The sequence below is a fragment of the Methylomonas aurea genome, assembly GCF_024505045.1.
Lineage (GTDB): Bacteria > Pseudomonadota > Gammaproteobacteria > Methylococcales > Methylomonadaceae > Methylomonas > Methylomonas aurea.
The window spans coordinates 171,057-193,848 of record NZ_JANIBM010000005.1; the positions used below are offsets into that span (position 1 = coordinate 171,057).

Sequence of the window (22,792 nt, forward strand, 5' to 3'; positions counted from 1 at the left end):
CTCGCCATCTTGAGCGTTTAGCGCTGTTGGCGCAATGGCCCGTTGGCCTACCTGATCTTTTGTCTGCGCAAAATTATACACGGCAAGTCATAGGGGATTTATAAGCCTATGAACTTTAATCGAATCTTAATTTGATACTAATCAACGGGCCGGCGAATAGGGATAGAATCTTGTCCATGGTTTTTGTAGTGGATTGTCTGAGCAAGCTGTTCGAGGGATAGGACGGGACGGCGGATCAGGGGCAATACGCGCTTGTGGAGGCGTCCGGCACTGGAAATTTGATTTTGAAATGGCGCTGGATGCAAGGGCCGGGAGTGGTATGTGTGTTGTCGGGTTATTTTGGCTGTTAGGCTTGGCGACGGTTTAGCCGGGCGGCACTTCGGGCGCATTTAGGTGCCGAGGCCGCCGGGGCGGGTTGTTACCGCCTAGCCGTAAGAACTCTGTGTGAACCCGCTTCCGTGCAGCGCTAAGGGCGGGGGATCTGGAGTAAGTTGGCCGAGGACGGCCGTTTGTTAACGTTAATGTACGGAGAAAATCGATGAAAATGATTTCATTTTTAAGGCTTTGGCTTGCCGTTTGCCTGTTTGCAGTTTCCACTGCAAGCTCGGCTGGCATAATTTGGGAATCGGCGGATGGGGACAGCAATTTCTTGTCCGTCAGTTTCTCGTCGCCGTTCCCTAGTGGGGACACATTGGGTATTTTCTCGGCGACCGCCACCGTTCTGGATAGTACTTCGTTACTATACAGTTTTTCCGGTGTGGGCAGCTATGCGACTTCAAGCCCGTTTAAACTGGGCTTGCTGACTAGTAGCGGCTGGGTCGGAGAAAATGCAAACTACAATCTGGTAGGGAATACTTACTTACTGAGTTTCGCTAAACCGGGCTTTGTCAACACGCTAAGTCTGCTCTACGGCTTCGACATCAAACCGGCCGCAAACCAAGACCCGGTGTCTGGTGTACCTCTGCCTGCCTCGATCTGGCTTATGACCAGTGCGTTGCTGGGTTTCCTGTATGTAGGGCGCAATAAATCTAATCTGATAGCTTGATTTCTCGCCGGATCAAGCATCGAATGTTTGATCCGGTATTTTTTTCGGCGGCACCTTCGCTTTCCTGATTTTGTGCGATATCGGCGATAATCCTGGCTTTAACTCGACAGGTTACGCCCGTGGCAAACATTTTGGTGATTGGGTGCGGCAATATCGGTTACCGCTTGGCCGCGGCATTGAGCTGCGACGGCCATTGCGTGACCGCGCTAAAACGCACGCCGTTGGCCGTTCCGGCTCCTTTTTCTCTGGTTCTGGACGATATCCTGCAACCAAGCTCCTTGGCTTCACTTCCCACGGAATACGACCTCGTGGTGCTTGTGTTGTCGGCGTCCGGTCGGCACGCTGAACAGTATCAAGCGCTCTACCAAACCGGTTTGAACACTGTCTTGAATCATTTTGCCGGTGCGACACCACCCTTTCTTATGGTTTCTTCCACCAGCGTTTACGGCCAAAACGGCGGGGAATGGGTCGACGAAGCCAGTCCGACGCAACCGGCCAGCGCGACCGCAGAGTGGCTGGTAAAAGCCGAGCAGCGCTTGTGGCAGGCCGGAGAGCGTAATTGCGTGGTCAGGTTTTCCGGCATTTACGGCCCCGGCCGCGACTGGCTGTTGAGGCGAGCCGCCGCCGGGGAGGCGATCCAGCGCGATCCGCCCAACTACACCAATCGCATTCATCAGGACGATTGCGTCGCGGTGCTGTTGTTTCTGATTGGCAAAATGCTGGATGGAACCAAACTGGACCCGTGTTATCTGGCCAGCGACAACGATCCTGCGCCGTTGTGGGACGTCATGACCTGGATCGCGGCGCAATTCGGCTATCCGCCGCCGCAGGCTTTACCGCCGGCGACAGGCGCGCAGCAAAACAAGCGCTGCAATAATGCCCGACTCAATGCCCTGGGCTATCGCTGGCTCTATCCGAGTTACAAGGACGGTTATCTGCCGCCGTATTCCACATGAACCGACTGCTTTTGCCGTTTGTTGGCAGCGACGGCTTTCGCCGTCGACGGCGCTGTTGCGGCGGCGAGAAAGTTGGGTACACCCTTCTCGCCGTTGAGCCTGAAGTCTTCGTACAGGCAAGCCAGCGCGCTAGTTCGATCTAGCTGCATAGGTCCAATCATCACCTGGTAGGTCAGTTCGAACAAACGCTTCAACGCTATTTGCCAAGTGCTGCCGCTCAGCGCGTAAAGGTATTCGCTGAACTGCATGAACCGGGCAAACGGCCGGTCGCCTAAAATCAGCGGCAAGGTATGGGCGAAGCGGCCGGAGTTGCCGACCAAATCCCAGAAGCGGGCAAAGCGGCCGATACGTTGCATCTCGGCGAAACTGAATGTGCTGCTGCTGAGCAAGGCGTAAGGCGGATTCGGATCGTAGCGTAAATCGAACGCTCGAGTGTGGCGGTTGATCGGCGCGCCGCGCAGCCGTTTCAGGATACCGACCTGGATTTCTTGCGGCTGCAAGGCCACCAACGCGTCGAAGCTGTTACCGAAATTTGCCAGTGTGTCGCCGGGCAGGCCGGCGATCAGATCGGCGTGAATGTGGGCGTGTGAATGCTGCCGGAGCCAAGCCAGATTGGCTTTGGTTTTCTCGTTATCCTGCCTGCGGCTGATTAACTGTTGCACGGCCGGATCGAAACTTTGTACGCCGATTTCGAATTGCAACACCCCTGGCGGAAAACGGACAATTGCCGCCTGCAAACGCTCCGGTAGATTGTCCGGGATGACTTCGAAGTGCAAGTATAGGTCGCTGCTCAAACGTTCCAGAAAAAACTCCAAAATCGCCACGCTGGTATCGGTCTTCAGGTTGAAGGTGCGGTCGATGAATTTAAAATTGCGGGCGCCGCGGCGATGCAATTCAGCCATGCTGGTTAAAAAAGCTTCCAGTGCAAACGGCTTCGCGGTCAGGTCGAGCGAGGACAGGCAGAACTCGCATTTGAACGGGCAACCGCGCGAGGCCTCGACATAAACGATGCGCTGGCGGATATCGGTATCGCTGTAATAAGGGTAGGGCGATGCCAGGTTTTGCAAGGCCACGGTTTGGCCGGCGATGATTTTGGCCGGTGGCTCTTTGCCGGTCAGCAGTTGGCGGCATAAGTCCGGGAAACTGACTTCGCCGTAGCCGGTGACGATGTAATCCGCCAACTCCGCCCAGGCCGGTAAGTCGGGCGGATGGCTGACTTCCGGGCCGCCCACTACCAAAACGATCTGCGGTGCGACTTGCTTCAAAATCGCCGCAATCGCGCCGACTTCCGCCACATTCCAGATGTAGACGCCAAACCCGATAATTCGCGGCTGCCGCGCCAGCAATTTTTCGACGATTTCCAGCGGGCGTTGCTGAATGCCGAATTCGAGTAATACCGTGCGCCGCTGGAGTTCGCCCATGTTGGCGTAAAGGTAGCGCAAGCCGAACGCGCTGTGGATGTAACGGGCATTCAGCGTGGTGATGACGATATCGGACATGTTCGGTCGAGTTTACTGGCCTGTGGCTGGGGCGGGATGCGAGCATAGCATCGATTGTTACGTGCGATAAACCGTAACCGGCTATCGGCAGGTGGCTTGAAATAAGGCGAATAAGCTGCCATTTAGAGCGGGGCGGCGGCGCAGCCGGCCTGATAAAATGCTTCCAGGACAATGTCCCGAATTAGAACCCAGTTTGTATCGTCATGAAAAAATTACTGAATCAAAGTTTTTTAACCAATTTCATCTCATTGTTGATTATAGGTGCCGGCTACCTCAGCCCTTTCTACGCCGAGACCTTGAAGGCCATCGGGTTCTTCGCGTTTTCCGGCGCCATTACCAACTGGCTGGCAATCCACATGCTGTTCGAGAAAGTGCCGTTTTTGTACGGTTCCGGCATTATTCCCGCCCGGTTCGAGGAGTTTAAAGCCTCGATCAAGGCCTTGATGATGGAGCAATTTTTCACCGTGGAAAATATCGAGCAATTCATCGAAACCGAAGAACGGCAGGGCGGCCGGATTCTGAATGTGGAACCGCTCCTGGGTGCGGTCGACTACGACAAGGTTTACGAAGGCCTGGTCAGTTCGATTATGGCGTCGTCGTTCGGCGGGATGTTGCTGATGATGGGCGGCGAGCAGGCCTTGCTGCCGCTGAAGGAACCGTTTTGCGAAAAAATGCAGCACACGCTGCGGGAGATGGTCGATTCGGATACGTTCAAGGCAGCGCTGCAAAACGGCCTCAACGCGCATAAAATCGGCGAAGACCTGACCGGCAAAATCGAAGCGGTGATCGACAAACGCCTAGGCGAATTGACACCGCAGCTGGTGAAAGAAATGGTGCAATCCATCATCAAAAAGCATCTGGGCTGGCTGGTGGTTTGGGGCGGAGTATTCGGCGGCCTGCTGGGCGCATTGTTCGGATTTGCCTGAGCATGGCCAGCGTCGAATTGGTTTACGAAAGCCACGGCGAACCGGTCGGGACTCCGCTGATCATCGTCCACGGCTTCTTGGCGGCGGCGCGCAATTGGCGCAGCGTCGCCAAGCGCCTGGCCGCCAATCGCCATGTTTATGTGCTGGATATGCGCAACCACGGCAGTTCGCCGCCAGCCGAGAATCTGGACTACCCGAGCATGGCCGGCGATTTGATCGCCTTTATGGATCGGCACGGCATCGCCGCCGCCGATTTGCTCGGTCACAGCATGGGCGGCAAGGCGGTGATGTGGTTGGCTTTGCAGCATCCCCAGCGCGTTGCCAACCTGATCGTTGCCGACATTGCTCCGGTCAGTTACCAACACAGCTTCGATGCGTTGATCGACGCGCTGGGCAGCTTGCCGGTAGAGAATATCGGCAATCGCAAACAAGCGGAGGAAGCCCTGGCCGAGGCGATTCCGGATTTGGCTTACCGCCAGTTCTTGCTGCAAAACCTGTTGCTAAAGGACGGCCAGTACTACTGGCGGATCGACCTGGATATCATGCGGCGCAACGCCCACCATATCGTCGGTTTTCCCGACGCCGATACCGCCACGTTCGCCAGGCCGGCCTTGTTTATCGGCGGCGAGCGCTCGAAATACATCGACGAGCAGGCCGTGTACCAAGCATTTCCCGCCGCCAGGATCGAAATAATCCCGGATACCGGGCACTGGCTGTATGTCGAAGCGCCCGAGGCATTCTGCCGGCTGGTGGAACATTGGTTGTTGGATAAGTGCTAACAGTTTGATTTTTAAGGTTTAGAACCTTGGTACACTAGTCGCGCTCTGCATAACGGCTATCATCCGCGCTGCCTTGAGGTGAGAGCATTGCGGAGTACTGATATGTCCAACCATCCCTGTCGGCAGTCGCCGAATCGAAAAAACCACCGGCTTGCGCTTTCGCTGGACGATTTTCTCGCGTCGCAAGCGGAGGCGGCGCTTAGCGATTATTTGTCGTTATCGTTAAGCAGTGAAGGCGAATTTACCAAGATCAGCGTCACCACCATCGACCCGGAACCCGTCACCTATTCGGTGCTGATTCCGGCAGAGGCGGCGCCGGATTGGCGAAGCGTAGTATTCGTTGCCCAGCCTCATAAATTGGGCGAGCTGAGCGATTTCAGTTCGATGGCCGAGAAACGAAAAGCTTGTGTTAGAATCGCGCGGCTTGCGCCATTTCGGTCGGCACTGCGCAGCAAAGGCGGGCAGCGCCGGCGCAGAGGCGGCTCCAGCGCCGATGGCGCATAACTCTAGCCATCCCTTTTCTTAACTTTTTATTCGACACGCTCATGAGTAAACCAAAAAAAGTCGCAATTCTTACCGCCGGCGGTTTGGCGCCATGTCTGAACTCTGCCATCGGCAGCTTGATTGAACGTTACACGGAAATCGATCCGAGCATCGAAATCATCTGCTACCGGGGCGGCTACAAAGGCCTGTTGCTGGGAGATTCATACCCGGTCACCGCGGAAGTGCGTCAAAAAGCCGGTTTGCTGCAACGTTTTGGCGGTTCGGTCATCGGCAACAGCCGGGTCAAACTGACCAACGTCAAAGACTGCGTCAAACGCGGTCTGGTTAAAGAAGGCGAAGATCCGCAAAAAGTCGCTGCCGACCAACTGGTCAAAGATGGCGTCGACATTTTGCACACCATCGGCGGCGACGACACCAATACCGCCGCGGCCGATCTGGCGGCGTTTCTGGCCAGAAACGACTACGGCCTGACCGTAATCGGTTTGCCGAAAACCGTCGACAACGACGTATTCCCGATCAAACAATCGCTGGGAGCCTGGACCGCTGCCGAGCAAGGTGCGCGCTACTTCATGAACGTGGTGGCCGAGAACAACGCCAACCCGCGCATGCTGATCGTTCACGAAGTCATGGGCCGCAACTGCGGCTGGTTGACCGCCGCCACCGCCCAGGAATACCGCAAACTGCTGGATAAAGCCGAGTGGCTGCCGGAATTGGGACTGAGCCGCGAATCTTATGAAGTCCACGCCGTCTTTGTCCCGGAAATGGCGATCGATCTGGAAGCCGAAGCCAAGCGTCTGCGCGAGGTGATGGACAAAGTCGACTGCGTCAACATCTTCGTTTCCGAAGGTGCCGGCGTCGAGTCCATCGTCGCCGAAATGCAGGCCAAGGGCCAGGAAGTGCCGCGCGACGCCTTCGGCCACATCAAACTGGATGCGGTCAATCCCGGCAAGTGGTTCGGCGAGCAATTCTCGCAAATGGTCGGCGCCGAAAAAACTCTGGTGCAAAAATCCGGTTACTTTGCCCGTGCCGCCGCGTCCAACGTCGACGACATGCGTTTGATCAAATCCTGCGCCGACTTGGCGGTCGAATGCGCGTTCCGCCGTGAATCCGGCGTGATCGGCCACGACGAAGACAACGGCAACGTGTTGCGGGCGATCGAATTCCCGCGCATCAAAGGCGGCAAACCGTTCAATATCGATACCGACTGGTTCAACAAAATGTTGGGCGAGATCGGCCAACCTAAAGGCGGCAAAGTCGACGTCAGCCACTAACAGGGCGTAGACGAAATCATCCAATACCCGAGGGCCGGAACTCCGGTTTCTGCGAGCCGGCCCCAGGCTCGGCGCCCTCGGGTAATCACCAAGGTATATCGGTCGGCAGGCGCAATCATGCCAGTCGTGGGCGCTCTCCGCCAACCAACGGTTTGGCAATACCGGGAAATCGGTTGCCGGCGTTGCCAACAAACGACCCGTTTGCCGATGCCTTTTGCCCAACGTATCAAACCTTGGGTAATTACTCGTATTTCTTTCTCCCGCTCGATATTTTCTAATTTCGGCTGTACCCCGAATTCGGCGGCAAGTTGTTCCCGTTCCGGTAAACTGCCAAGTTGATGTTCTGCTGTGCGGCATCCTGCCGCCGATTCGATTGCAATCCAAACCGTAATTTTTATCCATTAAGGAGTGAATTGGTGGAAGTCGATTATGAAAATTATGAAATCGTATCGGTGTTTCAGGACTATGCGCTGATCGATGCCGAGTCCTATCAGCGCAATTACCAGACTTACAATGGCCGCCCGTTACCGGCCGGCTACTACGTGGTCAACTGGCCGGAGCACGTCAGAGTCCGGCGCTTCGACGAGCGGGCGGTGTTCCACGGGCCGTTTCCGTCCCGGCTGGAAGCAACGTCGGCGCTACAGCAATTGACCGTCGATGCTGCGGCATTCAGACGGCACGTCCTGCCATAGGCAGGGCTTATCACGCGGGGGCGGGACCTTATTGCGCTCCGGCGACGGCATGGAAACCCGATGTAAACACCGTTTTCGCCGTATTTGCGCCGTTGCTCATCCGGCCGAGGTCGCCGTGGTATTGCTTCCGCCGCGCAACTGGAATGGCCCCTGGTTTCGGCGCTGAAATCCAAGCCCGTTCCGGCAGGCCTGCCAGGGGCAAGGCCGGCGAATCGGGGGCGGATTGGCCGACCATTAACCGCCGCTACGCAGCTAAGACCCAGGAAAATTTATGTTGCAGAACACCAAACTCGAGCCTATCCCGATATTTAGCGAATACTCCGCAAAGCTGGCCGATCTCGAAACGGCATATGCCGAGAACTTGCAGCGCTTAACCATTGCCCAAGAACAGATCAAAGCGCTGGCGAAAGACAACCTGTCCTGTAAGAAAAGATTGAAAAAGTTGGCGAAGCGCTACCTGCAGGCACGTTACTTTGCCGATCACGACGATTTGACGGGGCTGCCGAACCGGCGCCTGTTCGAAGACCGCCTGAAACTGGCAGTCGCCCAATCGCCGCGGCGCCATAAACCGGTGGCGTTGCTGTTTCTCGATTTGGACAAGTTCAAACACATCAACGACAGCTTCGGCCATGCGGTGGGCGACCGGATTTTGCAGCAAGTGGCGCAGCGGCTGACAGCCTGCATCCGCCGCGGCGATACCGCCTGCCGCTACGGCGGCGACGAATTTATCGTAATGTTGCCGGAAATGTCTGGCCAAGACAGCGGCGACATTGTCATCGACAAAATCCGCAAGCGATTATGTATGCCGTACCGCGTCGACGATCTCGACATCGAACTCACCATCAGTATCGGGATCGCCACCTATCCGGCCGACCAGCAAAATATCGAAGAACTGATCGGCCAAGCCGATGCAAACATGTATCGGGCCAAAAAGTGCATGAAGCAGTTGTTGCGCTTCGATCCGGCGCAGGCCTTAACGCCCTATGCCCCAGCGGCGGGTAAGTAGCTTGCGATCAATTCCAACAGGCGTTCCGGTTCCAGCGGCTTGGAGAACGCCTTGCAATTCGGCAACTGCTTGCCCAGCGTTTTCGTCAACCCGGTGTTGCCGGTGACGATCAGCGCCGGTAGCTCGACGCCGGCCGCGGCGCGAATCCGGTCGACGGTTTCGATGCCGTCCAAACCCGGCAGTTGGTAATCGCTGATAATCAAACTCGGTCGCAAGCCGTCCGCAATCGCGGCCATTGCCGCCTCGCCGTTCTGGACGAAATAGCCGCTGATGCCGTGCGCTTCGAACAGCATTTTCACCGCTTTGCAGATCGCCGGATCGTCGTCGATGAACAAAATGTGAGACGAGCTATTGTTGCAAACGGCCGGCTTTACCGGCACGACGGCGGCGGATGGAGGCAGTGCACTACCCAACGGCACCTCCACCGAGAACACCGAGCCGACGCCCGCCTGCGACGCCACTGCTAACTGCAAACCGAGAATGTCGGCGATATGCTTGACGATGGCCAACCCCAGACCCAAGCCTTTGTCGCGGTGGCGCTCGGCGTTATTCACCTGGTAATACGCCTCGAAAATATGCGCCAAACTATCGGGCGGCATACCGATGCCGGTATCTTCCACCGAAATCCGCGCCGTGCGGCCGCAGCAAGTGCAGGATACGGTGATTTGGCCGCGCTCGGTATACTTGATGGCGTTAGCCACTAAATTGCCGACGACGCGTTCCAGCAAAGCCGGGTCGCTATGTATCGTGCAGTCCTCGTGGCGATAGTCGAGCCGAATGCCCTTGATCGCCGCCTGCGGCACGGTGGTGGCGGCAAGGCGGTCGAACAGTTCGCGCAGCGGGAAATCGCGTTTACTGGGAACGATAATGCCGCTTTCCAAGCGGGCGATGTCGAGCAGCGCGTCGAGGATAGAGCCCATCATCGCGATCGACTCGTGCAGATCGTCGCACAGCGCCTTACTGTCGGACGCCTCCAGTCGCTTGGCCAGGACCGACAGGTACAAATCGGCCGACTGTAGCGGCTGGCGCAAATCGTGGCTGGCCGCATTCAAAAACCGGGTTTTGAACTCGTTGGCTTTCTCCGCCGCAATCAGCGCTTCTTTGAGTTCCTGGGTCCGCGCTTTCACTGCGGTTTCCAGATGCCGTTTGTTGTCGCGCAATTCGGCTTGGCTATGTTTCAGTGCGGAAATATCCGAAACCACCGTCAACACTGTCTCCTGCTCGCCGTTTTGCTTGTGCAAGATACAGACGTACTGGTTGACCCAATGCAGCGCGCCGGATTTGCAAACATAGCGAGCTTCGACTTGGAAGAATCGGATGTTGCCTGCGGTTAGCTCCCGAAAGTTGCGCAGGTAGGCTTCGATGTCGGCGGAATACATGATTTTGTTCAGCGGCAGTCCCTGCAGTTCTTCGCGGCTATACTCCAGTAAATTGCAATAAGCCGTGTTGCAATCCAACAGATTTCCGCTCCTGTCTCTGACCGAAATCCCGACCAAGGCATTGTTGAAAACGTTGCGGAAGTGTTCCTCGCTTTGCCGCAGTTTGGTTTCCGCCTGGCAGCGTTTGATGAAATTGGCCGCCTGTTGCGCATAGATGTCGAGCATGCCGGCTTCCAGGCTGTCCAACGCCCGCGGCGAACGGAAATGGGTGGATATCACGCCGATCGGTTGGCCCTCGCGCGACATCAACGGCGTGCTTTGCACGGCCCGGAAACCGGCCTGGCGGGCGACATCGCGGAACGGTGCAAAAAACGGGTCCTGTTCAACGTCTGAGATGACCTTCCTCTGGCGGGTACTCAATGCCACGCGGCAAGCGGTCGGCGTTGATGGCGACACGCTGCGGATAAAGTCCAGAAAATCCTGGCGAAAGCCTTGCTGCGCCACAATCTGTAAATCACCGTCCTTGCTTAGCAATTGGATGTTGCCCATGTCCGTCTGCAGCAAGCCCATGGTCGCGGTCAGCATTTCCTGGAGCCCGTCCTCCAGATTGTTGGTTTGCCATAGCCGAAAACAGGCGCTATTCAGCAATTCCAAAGCTTCCTCTTCGCGTTTCAGATCGTGAATATCGGTGCAGATGCCTAGCCATTCGCCGGCATCGCCGGTGATTTTGTGCAACGCTACCACTCGGATCTGCCACCAGCGGTAACTGTTGTCGAAGTTGAGTAAGCGGCATTCCAGGTTAAACGAAGCGTGTTCGCGAATGGCTCGTTCCCAGGCCATTATCGCCCGCTGGCGATCGTTCGGGTGAACCTGGGCGAACCAGACGTCGTCCGGATGTTGCGGATTCGGGCAATCGAGGTAAGCCAACCACTGCGTATTGGCAAAACGGATGACGCCGGCGCTATCGGCAATCCAGGCCATCTGCGGCATGGATTCGATCAGGCTGCGGAACAACCGTTCGCTGGCGGCCAGATTCCGGTAACTTTGTTGCAAATCCAACTCGATCTGTTTCAGCTGGTTGATGTCGACGGCGATTACCATCAGTTGCATCGGGTCGCCCGGCAGAGTGGAGCCGTATTTTCGCACCCAGACGGGTTGCCCGCTCTTGGCGATATAACGGTTTTCGATGACGAACGACGCGATTTCGCCGCCGACCACTCGCCGGACTTCGGCCAGGTTGGCTGCTAAATCATCGGGGTGGATCAAGTTCCGGAACTCGAGATTTTGCAGTTCCGCCAACGTATAACCGGTGATGGCGCAGTACGCGCTATTGCAATATTGAAAACGCCCGGCCAGACCGGTGATGGCAATGCCGGTGACGGCGTTGTCGAAGATTTTGTGGAACTGGTCTTTGCTGTTGCGCAGTTTGATTTCCGTTTCCTTGCGCGCCGTGATGACTTCGGTGAACAAAATTGCGCCGCCGACATTGCCGTCGTCGGCGTACCACGGGCACATTTCCCATTTCACCCAATCCGTTCGGCCGTCGGCGCGGACGAACACGTCTTCGTCGGTACGCAGCACCTCGCCGGCCAGGCAGCGGCGGTGGATGGCGCGCCAGCGGTCCGGAATATCCGGAAACACCTCGTAGTGGCTCAAGCCGATGATGTCGCGCCGTTCCAGCCGGTAGTCCTCCAGCCAGCGCCTGCTCACCGCCAGATAGCGCATGTCCCGGTCGAACATCGCGATGGCGGACGGCGCATGTGCCAAGAACAGGCGGAAGCGCTCGTCGTTGATCAGCGCCCGTTCGGCCTGTTTCAGATGGCTGATGTCGCGGACACTGCAGACGATGATCAATTCCGGCTCGGTTTGTAGCGGACTCAACCCGATTTCCAGCGGAAATTCGCGGCCGGACTTATGCAGGCCCCACAGGTTCAGGTCGCTGCCCATGCGCCTGGCCGCAGGGTCTGCCATGTAACTTTGCCGCTGCTGGTGGTGGGCAGCACGGAAACGTGGCGGCAGCAGCAGGTCGATATCCAACTTTTCCAATTCGGCGCGGGTGTAGCCGAACACGGTTTCGGCCACACTGTTGGCGAACAGAATCCTGTGCCGGCTATCGAGCAACAGCGTCGCATCCGGCAGGGTATCGATGAATTGCTTGAAGGGCGCCAGTGCCGAAGCGGGCTGGTTCATGGTAACACCGGCCTCCAGATTTTACGCCTGGGTGGGGCGCGCGAAAAGTAACAGTCGGCCGGCTACGGTTCCGAGTGGTCGCCGTAAGCCAGACCGGATTCGGTAGCCAGTTTGACCAAATCGAGCAGATTTGTCGAGCCGGTCTTGTGCATCAGGCTGCTCTTGTGCTTTTCCACGGTTCTATGGCTGATGTTCAAATTGCGGGCGATTTCCTTGGCGCTGGCGCCGTTGATCGCCAACTGCATGACTTCCCGTTCCCGCTGGGTCAATTGTTCCACCCGCTGGCGGGCTTGTTGGCGGCGGTCAGCTATCCCCAGCATCTGCTCGGATTTCGCCAAGGCCGAATGGACGGCGACCAACAATTTTTCCCGGGCCACCGGTTTGACCAGATAATCCTCGGCGCCGGATTTGATGGCCCGGACGCTGGCCGAAAATTCGCCGTATCCGGTCAGGATGATCACCGGCAAGGCAATGCCTTTCCGGATCAGCGTTTCTTGCAGTTCCAGGCCGTTCATGCCCGGCATGTGCATGTCGACGATGGCGCAACTGCGACTCTGCGGTAGTTCCGCCGCCAAAAAGTCCTCCGCACAATGGAATGCGCTGACCGCCATGCCTTCCTGTTCCAGTACTAACATCAAGGATTTACGCAGCGAGGCGTCGTCGTCGACCACAAATATCTTGGGTAAGGGGCGAATCGGTAGCTCAGTCATGGCAGACAAAATAGCAAGGGCGTTCGACCGCTGTAAATGGGGATTAACACTTATCGCGGGATGGGTTCCGCCAGCGCCGGCGTGACGGTGCGATGAGCGTTTGCGCTCATTGCTTTGACGGCGGGCAATGTCCGCCATGAATTGCGGGCGGGAGATCTCGGCAAACCACAACGATTGCCGCGAACGAGGTCAGCTACCTTTGCCGCCATTTGCAGTCCGCATGTGCGCCAGATCGAGGCCTGCTTCGATAGAGCTGCGCAGGAAGGCTCAGGCAAGGGATTGCGGCTATCCCGGCCGCCGCTCGCTGGGGTTATTCGGCCTTCAGACTCAGCCCAAGGTCGTCTTCGTTCAGTGCGCCGGAGGTCAATACATCGGAAAGCAAGTCCAGCATGTTCTTGGCGCCGGTTTTCAGTAACAGGCTGCTCTTGTGCTTTTCTACGGTGCGGAAACTGATATTGAGGTCGCGGGCGATCTCTTTGGCCGAGAAACCCTCGGTAGTCAAGCGCAGCACTTCCCATTCCCGTTGCGTCAATTTTAGCGTGCGCGACTTTACTTCTTGCTGGCGCTTGATTTTGGCTTGCATCAGCTCGCTTTTCGCCAAACTCGCCTGAATCACGGGTAGCAGTTTTTCGACGGTGATCGGCTTGACCAGGAAATCCTCGGCCCCGTGTTTGATCGCGGCGACGCTCATCGGAATTTCGCCGTGTCCGGTCAGAAACACAATCGGCAACGCGATGTCGTTGTCGATCAGGTGCTGTTGCAATTCCAGACCGCTCCTGCCGGGCATGAACATGTCGACGATTGCGCAGCCGTTGCAGCGCGACAGGTCCTCCGCCAGAAACGTTTCGGCGCTGTCGTAGGTTGCAACCCTCATGCCTGCCATTTCCAGCACCATTGCCAACGACTTTCGCACGGCTTCGTCGTCGTCGATAATGAAAACAGTCTGCGGAGATTCGATTTTTGATTTCACCATGCAGCGTAGTCTATCAGTCGCGAATAACCGGAGCATATGGGTGTTTTTACTCATGGACCCGAATTGCATTTTGCGGTCGAATTGCCGATTGTGCAGGATGTTTTCCGGGTCGGCGTTAACCGCATCGATTGCCGGACCGAGACAGCGAAAAGGCCGCTCCGCCCGTAAGGCAAGTTGGCTGCCGGCGCCAGCTATCGGCCTCGTTTCGCGGTTGATGGCCGGCGCTTGGTCTCCGGCAGCGACTCATCCGAACACGCCTCCAACGTCGACAATAGGCTGTCGAATTTGACCGGCTTGCCCAGGACCGGCCAGCCCGATTCCTTCATGCGCGCCAGATTCTCGGAGGTGGTCTCTCCGGTCAGCAACACGGCTCTGATCGGCCCAGGCGCCGCTTGCCGCACGGCGTCGAGAAACTGCAAGCCGTCGATACCGGGCAGGCGATAGTCGCACAGGTAATAATCCGCCGCGTAGAAGGTCGGACTGGCCTGCGCTGCTTCGGCGGAACGGAACAGCAACACCTGCAGGCCCTGCATTTCGAATGCAAGCTTGAGGGCTTTGCCGAGATCGGGGTCGTCCTCGACGATCAGCACCCGTTTCCCCGGCGACAGGCCGGAGCCGGCAACTGCGCCCGTTTCCGCGGTCGAGGGGGCTAGTTCGATGCCGCAGCTCGCATCCAGAGGCACGCTGAATTCGAACATCGATCCCCGGTCCAGCTCGGAGCGGCAGTGGATTTCGGTGTCGAGCAATTTGGCCAGGCGCTTGCCGATGGACAGCCCCAAGCCGACGCCTTTGGCGCGGTCCCGCTCCGGATTGTTGATCTGGACGTATTCGTCGAAGATGGCGTTCAGAGCTTGCCGGGGGATGCCGATGCCGGTATCCCAGACCTGAATCAGCGCCCGGTTGCCACGTGGCCGGATCGCGATCAGGATGCGGCCGCGTTCCGTGAATTTCACGGCGTTGCCGACCAGATTGCGCATCAGGTTCATCAGTAGCTGCCGGTCGGTATACAGCAACGGACAGCGCCGCGACCGAAACAGGTCAAACCGCAGCTGATTCGCGGCGGCGAGCGGGGCAAACTCCGCTTTGATCATTACCAGCAAGTCTTGGGAGCAGATCGTCTCCGGATCTGCCTGGATAGCGCCGGCCTCAAGTTTGGACATGTCGAGCAATTGGTTGAGTATGTCGCCGAGGGCGCGGGACGAACGCGACAATTGCTGGACGATCTCTTGTTGTTTTTCGTTCAGGCCGTGCGCCTTTAACACCTCGATCAAGAGCAGAATGGCCTGGAGCGGTTGGCGCAAGTCGTGGCTGGCGGCGGCCAGAAAGCGGGTTTTGGCACGATTGGCATGCTCGGCATGTTGCTGGGCTTTGACTTGGGCCGCCTCGGCTTGTTTGAGATCGGAGATATCTTGCACGGTCCCGACCGCGTTGAGCCATTGCCCCTGCCGATCGAATTCCAGTTCGGCCAAAGCCCGAATCCAGCGGATTTGCCCGCGCACGACGATGCGGTAGACCAGGTCATACGGCTCACCCTGCAATGCGGCACACCAGGCGGCTTCGGCTTTATCCCTGTCTTCGGGATGGATCCGCGCGAACCAGACATCGACCGTCGCAACGTGTTTATCGTCAAGGTCGAACAGGCGGGCGGTTTCTTGGGTAATCTTGAAAACGTCTTTGTCGTTGGCGTCCATCTGGAAGCTGCCGATACGTCCGACGGCCTGTGCTCGCTGCAATTGGGCCTCGCTTTCGCGCAAGCCGTTCTCTATTTCCTTCAGGCGGGTGATATCCCGACCCACCGACTGGATTTCCTTCAACTGGCTGGCGGCATCGTAGAAACCGCGGTTGGCGAATTGCATCCAGCGCAACGCTCCGCCGCCGACAACTACCCGGTTCTCGATGAACACGAGGCGATGGTCCGGCGACATGGTGCGCAGTCGGGCTTCCACCATCGCCAGATCGTCCGGATGAACGACCGGATGCCAGCGTTGGCCGATCAGTTGCTCGCGGGTTTTGCCGAACAAACGGCAGTAGACGTCGTTGACGAAGACGAAGGTGCCGTCCGGCAGGAAGCGGCTGATGACTTCGGTTTGATCTTCCACCACCATCCGGAAGCGCGCCTCGCTTTCTTCGAGCAGTCGGCGGGTATGGTGGCTCTCGGTGCGGTCGACAATCGCGCCCACGGTACTTTCGGGGTGGCCGGCCAGGTGCGAGATGTTGAATTCGTACCAGCCCACGCTGGAGTCCTTGCGCTTCAGCGGGAAACTGCCGTTATAAGCGTCATCCGTTTCGAGCCTGGCATGAACCTCCCTGCCGAACGCATCGTAGCTCTCCTGGTCGACGAACAAAATTCGGGTGGATTGCCCGATCAATTCGTCCCGCTCGTAACCGAACATGGCATGCATGGCCCGGTTCGCCCAGACGATGTGCCTTTCCTTGGTCACCACGAGGGCGATGGAGTAACTCTCGAGGATTGCGGCCGATTGGCCAATTAATGTTTGGAGCATGGAACGGCCTCGATGTGCAGGGAAAAGGTTGAGACAAGTATAGGTTCCTCGGCGAATCATCGTGTCGGCGGAACTTGCTCGCGGTTTGTGCCGGGTTATCGGCAGGAAATTGGTTGCGGCAGTTTTAGTGGATCCTTCGGCAAAAGTGACCGTTAAATTTCAGGGAGCTACTGATGAGAAGCGGAAATTCCCCGAAAAATCGAATCCGTCCTGCTTACACCGCCGCGCAGCGCCATCTAAAAGCGGTTAGCTTTAGGATAGCGAAAACGCCGCATCGGCGATTCATCGGTCGCTACCTGCTTATTGATCCGGCCTTGTGAAGTTTTAATCTCCGTGGCCTTTACGCCCCTTGGCTATTAGCCTTCGAAAGGCTGCCGGCGCTTCGTCAAGGCTCTGCTGGGCGCAGCCGAAGGGCTCGACACGAACGGGTAAAACATTTAAGGGTTGAATCGATTTGACATGCAATGCGCTGCGCTGCGATGTCCGCACCGGTCTCTGCCGAGTCCGCGTCTGGCGGAGAACGTCTTTGCGCTCGGTTGATCGCAGGTTACCCGATTATACTCGCCGGCCGATATTAAAAGGCAAACTTAGCGGTATTTTGAGCAAACTACGGGACTTTACCTATGTAATTTTGCTTACGTAGTAATCCCAATATGTCCGGATGGCAGCGGGTGTTATTAATATCGTCGCGTTAACCAGTGGTTACGCCGAGTATTGTCGTGACTGTGTTATTGATTGGCGACAAAGATGGTTATTAATTAAATTGGGAGAATAAAAATGAAAACGGCATTATCTGCGGCAATATTGGCTGGAGCACTATTGGCGAGCCAAGGTGCCTATGCTGGGGATTGGGAGTGGGGTATCACGATACCTAAAACCATTTCCAACTGGATGTCCGAAGGGCCTATTGTGGACGGCGATAACGATATGCGGTTTACTTGGGGTGGTCTAAGCGGCGACCTAATAGGCCGCGAATCTGACATTGGCGTCCAAATGCGCGAGGTCGAGATAGGCGGAGAAGATTTTTATACCATCGGTTTTGATTTTAACGCAATGGGCGGATATCGAGGCAATGGCGGCGACATATGGTACACGATGGATGCCTTCGCAAATGAACGTATCTATAGCGCCAGATTGGATACCGACGTGGCCGCGGGCGTCGGCGAAATCGTGCGAGAGGATCTCTATAATTCCCCCGGATTGGACACAAAATTTCTCACCTTGATTAGCGAGAATGGCAAACCGGATCCGGAAGACGGGCATTTTCATTTTGGAGGCAAAGTATCAATTAAGGTAGAAAATACGCTGTTTGCTAATGGCAGCATCATAGATCATTTGGATAATGAATTCGACACCGTTCCCGAACCTATGCCGCTCAGTTTAATCGCGCTGGGTTTCGTGTTGTTAAACCTGTTTCGGCGCAATTCGGTAAAAGTATCGGCGAGTTGATAAAATCAAATTCGTCTGGCAGGCTAAAATTTTTTTTATTGAAAAATAATGCAATTGATAGGCTGCCAGATATACCATGCTAGGCGATTATTAGCGAGACCGTGAATACCGTTACCATTTATGCCTCGTGGTTTAAGTTTAGGTCTAACCGTTTGTCCTGAGTGTGGCGAAGGGCGTTCCGGCTTGGGTTTCGGCAAGGCTGTCCCGAGTGCAGTCGCAGCGGTCCGAACAACGGGAGCCAATAATCACTAGGTCGGAAACTGTCCAGGCAACCTCTGAAAATTATCCGTTCATGCTTCGACAAACTCAGCACGAACGGATAACGCTTCGATTTATAAGGCTTGCCGTTCGCACTGAGCTCATCGAAGGGCCGTTTTTAGAGGTTCCCTCCACTTAAATCGGCTGGTTTCTCGGCTATTTCAGCAATACAGCCCGCCGTACTGAGTATTTAGTCGGCTTAATCGCTCAAGCGTGGAGTAAGGCATATGGTGCATTTATTTAAACTCAAACGTTCGGCATTCGTGCTTTGCGGGGCGGCCGATAGCGAGCCGGGTCCCCATTTGGTTATCGGCCAGTTCAAACCCGGCAATCCGCCGGAGTTGGTCAATCGAAAGCGATTCGCGCTGCAACGCGATGGCCAACTGTGGCGTATAGACGCCGCCGACTGCGGTTTGGCCGACGGCCAGATTTACCACTACTGGTTCGAGGTAACCGACACCAGCCCGACTCGAGACGGCGCCAGGATTTTATGTACCGATCCCACCGCGTTTACCGTCGATTGGCGCTTGTCGGCGCCGCGCTTGCCGGCACCGTACCGCAGCGACGATCAGGATCCGGCGGCGGTCATCAAATTCGAACGGGGTGAACTGCTGCCTTGCGATCCGGGCGGCGAGGCTTTTATGCCAGCCCGGCCGATTGCGGCGGATAAGGCCGCACCCAACAACCGCATGGTGATTTACGAATTGCCGACTGCCTGGTCTCGAATCAACCTCCATCTTGACCCGGAAATCGGCGTCGGTACTTTTCGCGACGTGATGGCGTTGGTGGATACTGATGTCGACGCGGCCAATTTTTCCGGGCTGGCCGCGTTGCAGGTCGGCCGCAGCCATTTGGCCGAACTGGGGATCAACGCCTTGGAATTGCTGCCGATTGCCGACAGTTTTGTCGATCGGGAATGGGGTTACGCCACCAGCAATTATTTTGCACCCGACCATGATTTGGGTTTTCCGGCCGGCAACGCCTCGCCGACCGCGAATACCGACTTGGTCGCGCTGGTCAATCGCTGCCATGAACACGGCATCCGGTTTTTCATCGATGCGGTAATGGCGTTTGCCACCCGCGCCGCGATGGAAAATATCAATTTCCCGGATTTTCACATCGATGCCGACGCAGATCCCGCCGACCCCGATGCCTATCAGTCGTCCGATCAGGGGCGGCGACAGGGTTTCGGCGGCAAACTGTGGCGTTACGGGCATTTGCTGCGGCAAAGTTACGACCCGGTCTCCGGTAAAGTAGGCGATTACTTTCCGGCGCGACAATTCATGCAAGCCTATTTGTTGCGCTGGATGGCGGATTTCGCGATAGACGGCGTGCGCTTGGACAGCGTCAACAATGTCGCCAATTGGGATTTCGTCGAGCAGTTCAAGGACTTGGCCCGAGAAACCTGGCTCGCCAATCAGGGGCGCGACGACCGGTTTCTGGTAGTTGGCGAAGAACTATCGGTGCCGCTGGAGTTGGTCAGCCAAAACCGCCTGGATGGGCTGTGGAACGAAGAATTCAAGCGCATGCTGCGCTCGGCCATTCTCGGCCGGAATAGCGAAAAAGAACCCAGTTTCGAGTGGACGGTGCGCAAACTGATCGACTGCCGGAATCTGGGGTTTCGCGATGGCGCACAGGTGATCAATTACGTAGGCACGCACGATACCGAGGGTTACCGAAACGAACGCTTATTCAATTTTTTGTTGAATAACGGCATCGTCTTCACCGAGCAACGCATCAAACTGGCCTTTGCCTGTTTGTTTACCGCCGTCGGGATTCCGATGATCTTCGCCGGCGACGAATTCGCCGACCAGCACGACCTGAGCGTCAGCCATCCGCCCAAACAACTCGATGCGGTCAATTACGAGCGGCTGGAGCAACCCTTTCGCCGCCGTATCTTCGAATATGTCGCCCGGCTGGTGAAATTCCGCACCCAATACGACGCGTTGGCGGTCAACGATACCGAGTTTATCCATGTCGATTTCAACGATGGCAAGCGGGTGCTGTGCTGGCGGCGCGGACTGGCCGGCAGCGGCGCACAAGTCGTCGTGGTGGCGAATTTTTCCGACTTTGCCACGGCCAACGCCTTTTCCGAGTCTGCCGAATATCGGGTCAATAACTGGCCGGCGACGCCTGACGGCAAAAAATGGCGAGAAATCACCCAAATGCGCGACGTCCCGCCGACCTGGATCGGTCGCGAACCGATTTTCCCGTGGGAGGCCAAGGTTTATGCCTTGGTCGATGCTTAGCGAACAGGCGGGGAATCTATCGGTGTAGTGTGGCGGGCTTGATGGGATTTCATGGTTAGCCGGCGCGACGCTGCGCCGTGATTTTGGGCGGTGTACTGACTTCCCTTAACGCGACTCAGCCGGCGATCTGCCGTATCCCCGGAGCCACCTGATTTTGCCAGGTCCGCAGCGAATCGGCCGGCGCATGCTCGTTGAGCGCTTGCGCCAGAGCATTGTCTGCCGCCCGAATCACGGTTTCCCGGGAAACGCCGCGTCCGGCTTTTTCGCTTTGGGTGAGCCAATCCAGTTCCAAGGCGAATTCCCGGTCGAAATGCCCGCCCAACTCGGCCTAGCGAGAGTCGTTCCCGTTCGGCAGGCCTACGCAATTCCTCGGCGGCCAGTTTGCGAATCTTGTCCAGGTCGTTGAGAACATTGGGCTTGCCCTCGTCCAGCGTTTCGATCAAGAGCGGCAATTCCAACACGACTTCCGGGACTCGAACCCGGGGCAGGCTCATGCCGTCGAGTAAGGGAGGTTGTTTTTAGTATTCGGCGATGGCCGCGGTTTCTTCATCGGCATATCGGCGCGCATGTGCAACGCTGGCCATCAGCATGCCTAAAATTTCACCAAGATCGGTCATGGGCAATATTCTCCAGATTTCAGAACAGGTTTGAGAAATACCGGTCTATAAACCCAGTACGAACGGATAATGCTCCGGTTTATAAGGGCTACCGTTCGCACTGAGTTAATCGAAGTGCAATTTTTAGAGGTTCCCTTAAATCATACGCCGAGAACTGGCTAAATGCCGAATACTCTCGATTTGGGCGAGCCGGTAAAGCCCATGATGCCAATCAAGCCAAAGCCGAACAGCCACGCGGCGGTTGGAATAGGGGTTGGCACGGGTACCTGAGTTTGCGCGGAAAAGTAACTGTAGGTTATGTTGTTAATGCCGCCATTGAAACCGTCTGGCCCAAATAAAATCATGAAACCTTTGTCTGACGACGCGTTTACGGTAATAAGCGTACTTACGGCTCCATCTATCCATGGCGATTCCTCCAGTATGCGGGTGTGGGTTGCTAAGTCTATTACGCTATATTGAACATGATTGCCGTAGCCGTAATAGCCGAGCGCGAAGCTTTGAAGCCGTAACACGGTGTTTTCGGCAGTAACCGAAAGTTGTAACGCGCAGTTTTCCCCATACCAACAAAAAGCCGCCGCTCCTCCCGAATAACCTCTGTCGTAAGCAAGCAATTCCGTAAATAAATCGTTATTCGGATCCCAGTTTAAAGATACGGGACCGCTGCTGCCGAATCCCGGCATTATTTTTTGTATGGGTTCCCAATTAAAAACATTGGCATCTTCAATTTTTACCGTTACTAATGAAGCCTGCGCAACGTTAATATTCAGTATCAAAAGGAGTAATACTAGACTTTTTAAACTATACATAACAGCCTCAACTCGATTGGATCCGCCAATCCCTGCGCGATTATTAAGTCATTTTATGCTCTGATAGCTTGTTTCTAGCCGCGCATTAAAATGCAAATTCTTTAAGATCTTCTTCATGACCAGATGCTCTGGTAATTACCATGCTGCCTTTTAAGGTCAGACTCCCTGGGTTGCCTTTTTCATTGCCGACTTTCGGTTCGACGCTGCTGTCGATAGCGATACGACAGGCGGAGGCGCCTAGTAATCTGTCAGCGAGCAATGCCAAGCGTTTAAATTGCCCTTGCGTTCTTAATGCCTTAAGCCGTATCCAAGCCAGATTGGCAGGGTAACCTGCAATCGACGAAGACTCGGCTCCCCAGCCGTATAGGTACAAATTCGGATTGTCCGGCGCTTGTTCTTGGTAAAAGTTCTTGATAAGCAAGTTCTGATGGGCATTGGCGTTATTGTTCTGGCCTTGAATATTGGACTTGCTATACAGGGATAAAAGCGTTAACTCGTGATTGACGGTTAAGTTGGCCGAGTATTCCGATATCGGCGTATCTTTTAATTTGCTTTTTTGGGTCTGCACGATATTAAAGTTCTGTCCGAAAAAATCTCGGCGCTGTTCTATCGTTGCGTTGAATAAAAGCGGCACAGGGTTTTCGCTCGAGCTGATTTTGGCGCTATTGCTTTCCGGCTTGTTTACGGCGCCGTCGGCATTAACTTCTATGGCATAATGAGCTTCTACCGACTGGCAGCCTCCGGCCAATACTGCTGCACTTGAAATATCCAATACTCCTTCCAACAGCATAAGTGCTGAAATTTCATTAGCCTCAAGTTTGATATCTGTTATCTCTGCAACACCATTGGCGAATAAGCTGGGTGCCTTTACCGTTTCCGCGAATGCTTGAGACATGGCCGCGAAACTCAAAATAACGGTTATTGCGGTTGCTATATTTATCGTCATAGCGGTATTCCGGTTTTTGTTTATTCTGTGTTG

At 55.9% G+C, this 22,792-nt stretch carries 18 protein-coding genes; 10 read left to right on the top strand and 8 right to left on the bottom strand.

Features of this window, described 5'->3' with window-relative positions:
• The first annotated feature begins 538 nt into the window (after nucleotides 1–538).
• Together NP603_RS06815 and NP603_RS06820 are read left to right on the top strand one after the other, a co-directional pair.
• Nucleotides 539–1,045 carry a hypothetical protein gene (locus tag NP603_RS06815; protein WP_256610163.1) on the top strand — a complete coding sequence of 169 codons (507 nt, stop codon included), beginning with the start codon at nucleotides 539–541 and terminating at the stop codon, nucleotides 1,043–1,045.
• Nucleotides 1,046–1,164: 119 nt separating this feature from the next.
• Nucleotides 1,165–2,001: an SDR family oxidoreductase gene (locus tag NP603_RS06820; RefSeq protein ID WP_256610164.1), complete on the top strand. Its 837-nt coding sequence runs from the start codon at nucleotides 1,165–1,167 to the stop codon at nucleotides 1,999–2,001.
• Here the strand turns inward: NP603_RS06820 and NP603_RS06825 are convergent.
• Nucleotides 1,977–3,500, bottom strand: a complete 1,524-nt coding sequence (locus NP603_RS06825) for a B12-binding domain-containing radical SAM protein (RefSeq protein ID WP_256610165.1) — start codon at nucleotides 3,498–3,500, stop codon at nucleotides 1,977–1,979. The genes NP603_RS06820 and NP603_RS06825 overlap by 25 nt on opposite strands.
• Before the next feature lie 203 nt (nucleotides 3,501–3,703).
• Here NP603_RS06825 and NP603_RS06830 point away from each other — a divergent pair, with 203 nt between their 5' ends.
• The 6 genes from NP603_RS06830 (at nucleotide 3,704) to NP603_RS06855 (ending at nucleotide 8,678) form a co-directional block, all read left to right on the top strand.
• Entirely contained in the window at nucleotides 3,704–4,426 is a 723-nt protein-coding gene (locus NP603_RS06830) for a DUF445 domain-containing protein (protein ID WP_256610166.1), read from the top strand.
• A gap of 2 nt (nucleotides 4,427–4,428) precedes the next feature.
• The gene (locus NP603_RS06835; protein ID WP_256610167.1) at nucleotides 4,429–5,205 is read left to right on the top strand and encodes an alpha/beta fold hydrolase; all 777 of its coding nucleotides are present in this window, start codon (nucleotides 4,429–4,431) and stop codon (nucleotides 5,203–5,205) included.
• Between the two features lie 102 nt (nucleotides 5,206–5,307).
• On the top strand, nucleotides 5,308–5,709 hold the full coding sequence (locus NP603_RS06840) for a hypothetical protein (protein ID WP_256610168.1): 402 nt from the start codon (nucleotides 5,308–5,310) through the stop codon (nucleotides 5,707–5,709).
• Between the two features lie 41 nt (nucleotides 5,710–5,750).
• Entirely contained in the window at nucleotides 5,751–6,980 is a 1,230-nt protein-coding gene (locus NP603_RS06845; RefSeq protein WP_256610169.1) for a pyrophosphate--fructose-6-phosphate 1-phosphotransferase, read from the top strand.
• Nucleotides 6,981–7,396: 416 nt separating this feature from the next.
• Nucleotides 7,397–7,672, top strand: a complete 276-nt coding sequence (locus tag NP603_RS06850; protein ID WP_256610170.1) for a hypothetical protein — start codon at nucleotides 7,397–7,399, stop codon at nucleotides 7,670–7,672.
• 271 nt (nucleotides 7,673–7,943) lie between these two features.
• The gene (locus NP603_RS06855) at nucleotides 7,944–8,678 is read left to right on the top strand and encodes a GGDEF domain-containing protein (protein ID WP_256610171.1); all 735 of its coding nucleotides are present in this window, start codon (nucleotides 7,944–7,946) and stop codon (nucleotides 8,676–8,678) included.
• Here NP603_RS06855 and NP603_RS06860 read toward each other — a convergent pair.
• The 4 genes from NP603_RS06860 to NP603_RS06875 all read right to left on the bottom strand — a co-directional run bounded on the left by NP603_RS06860 (nucleotide 8,654) and on the right by NP603_RS06875 (nucleotide 16,434).
• On the bottom strand, nucleotides 8,654–12,247 hold the full coding sequence (locus tag NP603_RS06860; RefSeq protein WP_256610172.1) for a PAS domain S-box protein: 3,594 nt from the start codon (nucleotides 12,245–12,247) through the stop codon (nucleotides 8,654–8,656). The two genes, NP603_RS06855 and NP603_RS06860, sit on opposite strands and share 25 nt — an antisense overlap.
• A 62-nt stretch (nucleotides 12,248–12,309) precedes the next feature.
• Entirely contained in the window at nucleotides 12,310–12,957 is a 648-nt protein-coding gene (locus NP603_RS06865; RefSeq protein WP_256610173.1) for a response regulator transcription factor, read from the bottom strand.
• Nucleotides 12,958–13,267: 310 nt separating this feature from the next.
• On the bottom strand, nucleotides 13,268–13,930 hold the full coding sequence (locus NP603_RS06870) for a response regulator transcription factor (RefSeq protein ID WP_256610174.1): 663 nt from the start codon (nucleotides 13,928–13,930) through the stop codon (nucleotides 13,268–13,270).
• Between the two features lie 191 nt (nucleotides 13,931–14,121).
• Entirely contained in the window at nucleotides 14,122–16,434 is a 2,313-nt protein-coding gene (locus NP603_RS06875; protein ID WP_256610175.1) for a PAS domain-containing hybrid sensor histidine kinase/response regulator, read from the bottom strand.
• Nucleotides 16,435–17,211: 777 nt separating this feature from the next.
• Between NP603_RS06875 and NP603_RS06880 the strand changes: the two genes are divergently transcribed.
• Nucleotides 17,212–17,883 carry a hypothetical protein gene (locus NP603_RS06880; protein ID WP_256610176.1) on the top strand — a complete coding sequence of 224 codons (672 nt, stop codon included), beginning with the start codon at nucleotides 17,212–17,214 and terminating at the stop codon, nucleotides 17,881–17,883.
• Between the two features lie 485 nt (nucleotides 17,884–18,368).
• Entirely contained in the window at nucleotides 18,369–20,390 is a 2,022-nt protein-coding gene (locus NP603_RS06885) for an alpha-amylase family glycosyl hydrolase (RefSeq protein WP_256610177.1), read from the top strand.
• A gap of 115 nt (nucleotides 20,391–20,505) precedes the next feature.
• Here NP603_RS06885 and NP603_RS06890 read toward each other — a convergent pair whose 3' ends face one another.
• From NP603_RS06890 to NP603_RS06900, 3 genes are all read right to left on the bottom strand, one after another.
• The gene (locus NP603_RS06890; protein WP_256610178.1) at nucleotides 20,506–20,682 is read right to left on the bottom strand and encodes a hypothetical protein; all 177 of its coding nucleotides are present in this window, start codon (nucleotides 20,680–20,682) and stop codon (nucleotides 20,506–20,508) included.
• Nucleotides 20,683–21,165: 483 nt separating this feature from the next.
• Complete coding sequence (locus tag NP603_RS06895; protein WP_256610179.1) at nucleotides 21,166–21,813, bottom strand: hypothetical protein; 648 nt, start codon at nucleotides 21,811–21,813, stop codon at nucleotides 21,166–21,168.
• 85 nt (nucleotides 21,814–21,898) lie between these two features.
• Nucleotides 21,899–22,759 (bottom strand): hypothetical protein, encoded by an 861-nt coding sequence (locus tag NP603_RS06900; RefSeq protein ID WP_256610180.1) that lies wholly within the window; start codon nucleotides 22,757–22,759, stop codon nucleotides 21,899–21,901.
• Nucleotides 22,760–22,792 lie beyond the last annotated feature (33 nt).

Bases quoted from the DNA above. Each gene is read 5' to 3' on its own strand.
- NP603_RS06815 (WP_256610163.1), top strand. From the start codon at position 539: ATGAAAATGATTTCATTTTTAAGGCTTTGGCTTGCCGTTTGCCTGTTT.
- NP603_RS06825 (WP_256610165.1), bottom strand. From the start codon at position 3,500: ATGTCCGATATCGTCATCACCACGCTGAATGCCCGTTACATCCACAGC.
- NP603_RS06830 (WP_256610166.1), top strand. From the start codon at position 3,704: ATGAAAAAATTACTGAATCAAAGTTTTTTAACCAATTTCATCTCATTG.
- NP603_RS06835 (WP_256610167.1), top strand. From the start codon at position 4,429: ATGGCCAGCGTCGAATTGGTTTACGAAAGCCACGGCGAACCGGTCGGG.
- NP603_RS06840 (WP_256610168.1), top strand. From the start codon at position 5,308: ATGTCCAACCATCCCTGTCGGCAGTCGCCGAATCGAAAAAACCACCGG.
- NP603_RS06845 (WP_256610169.1), top strand. From the start codon at position 5,751: ATGAGTAAACCAAAAAAAGTCGCAATTCTTACCGCCGGCGGTTTGGCG.
- NP603_RS06855 (WP_256610171.1), top strand. From the start codon at position 7,944: ATGTTGCAGAACACCAAACTCGAGCCTATCCCGATATTTAGCGAATAC.
- NP603_RS06860 (WP_256610172.1), bottom strand. From the start codon at position 12,247: ATGAACCAGCCCGCTTCGGCACTGGCGCCCTTCAAGCAATTCATCGAT.
- NP603_RS06865 (WP_256610173.1), bottom strand. From the start codon at position 12,957: ATGACTGAGCTACCGATTCGCCCCTTACCCAAGATATTTGTGGTCGAC.
- NP603_RS06870 (WP_256610174.1), bottom strand. From the start codon at position 13,930: ATGGTGAAATCAAAAATCGAATCTCCGCAGACTGTTTTCATTATCGAC.
- NP603_RS06875 (WP_256610175.1), bottom strand. From the start codon at position 16,434: ATGCTCCAAACATTAATTGGCCAATCGGCCGCAATCCTCGAGAGTTAC.
- NP603_RS06880 (WP_256610176.1), top strand. From the start codon at position 17,212: ATGAAAACGGCATTATCTGCGGCAATATTGGCTGGAGCACTATTGGCG.
- NP603_RS06885 (WP_256610177.1), top strand. From the start codon at position 18,369: ATGGTGCATTTATTTAAACTCAAACGTTCGGCATTCGTGCTTTGCGGG.
- NP603_RS06895 (WP_256610179.1), bottom strand. From the start codon at position 21,813: ATGTATAGTTTAAAAAGTCTAGTATTACTCCTTTTGATACTGAATATT.
- NP603_RS06900 (WP_256610180.1), bottom strand. From the start codon at position 22,759: ATGACGATAAATATAGCAACCGCAATAACCGTTATTTTGAGTTTCGCG.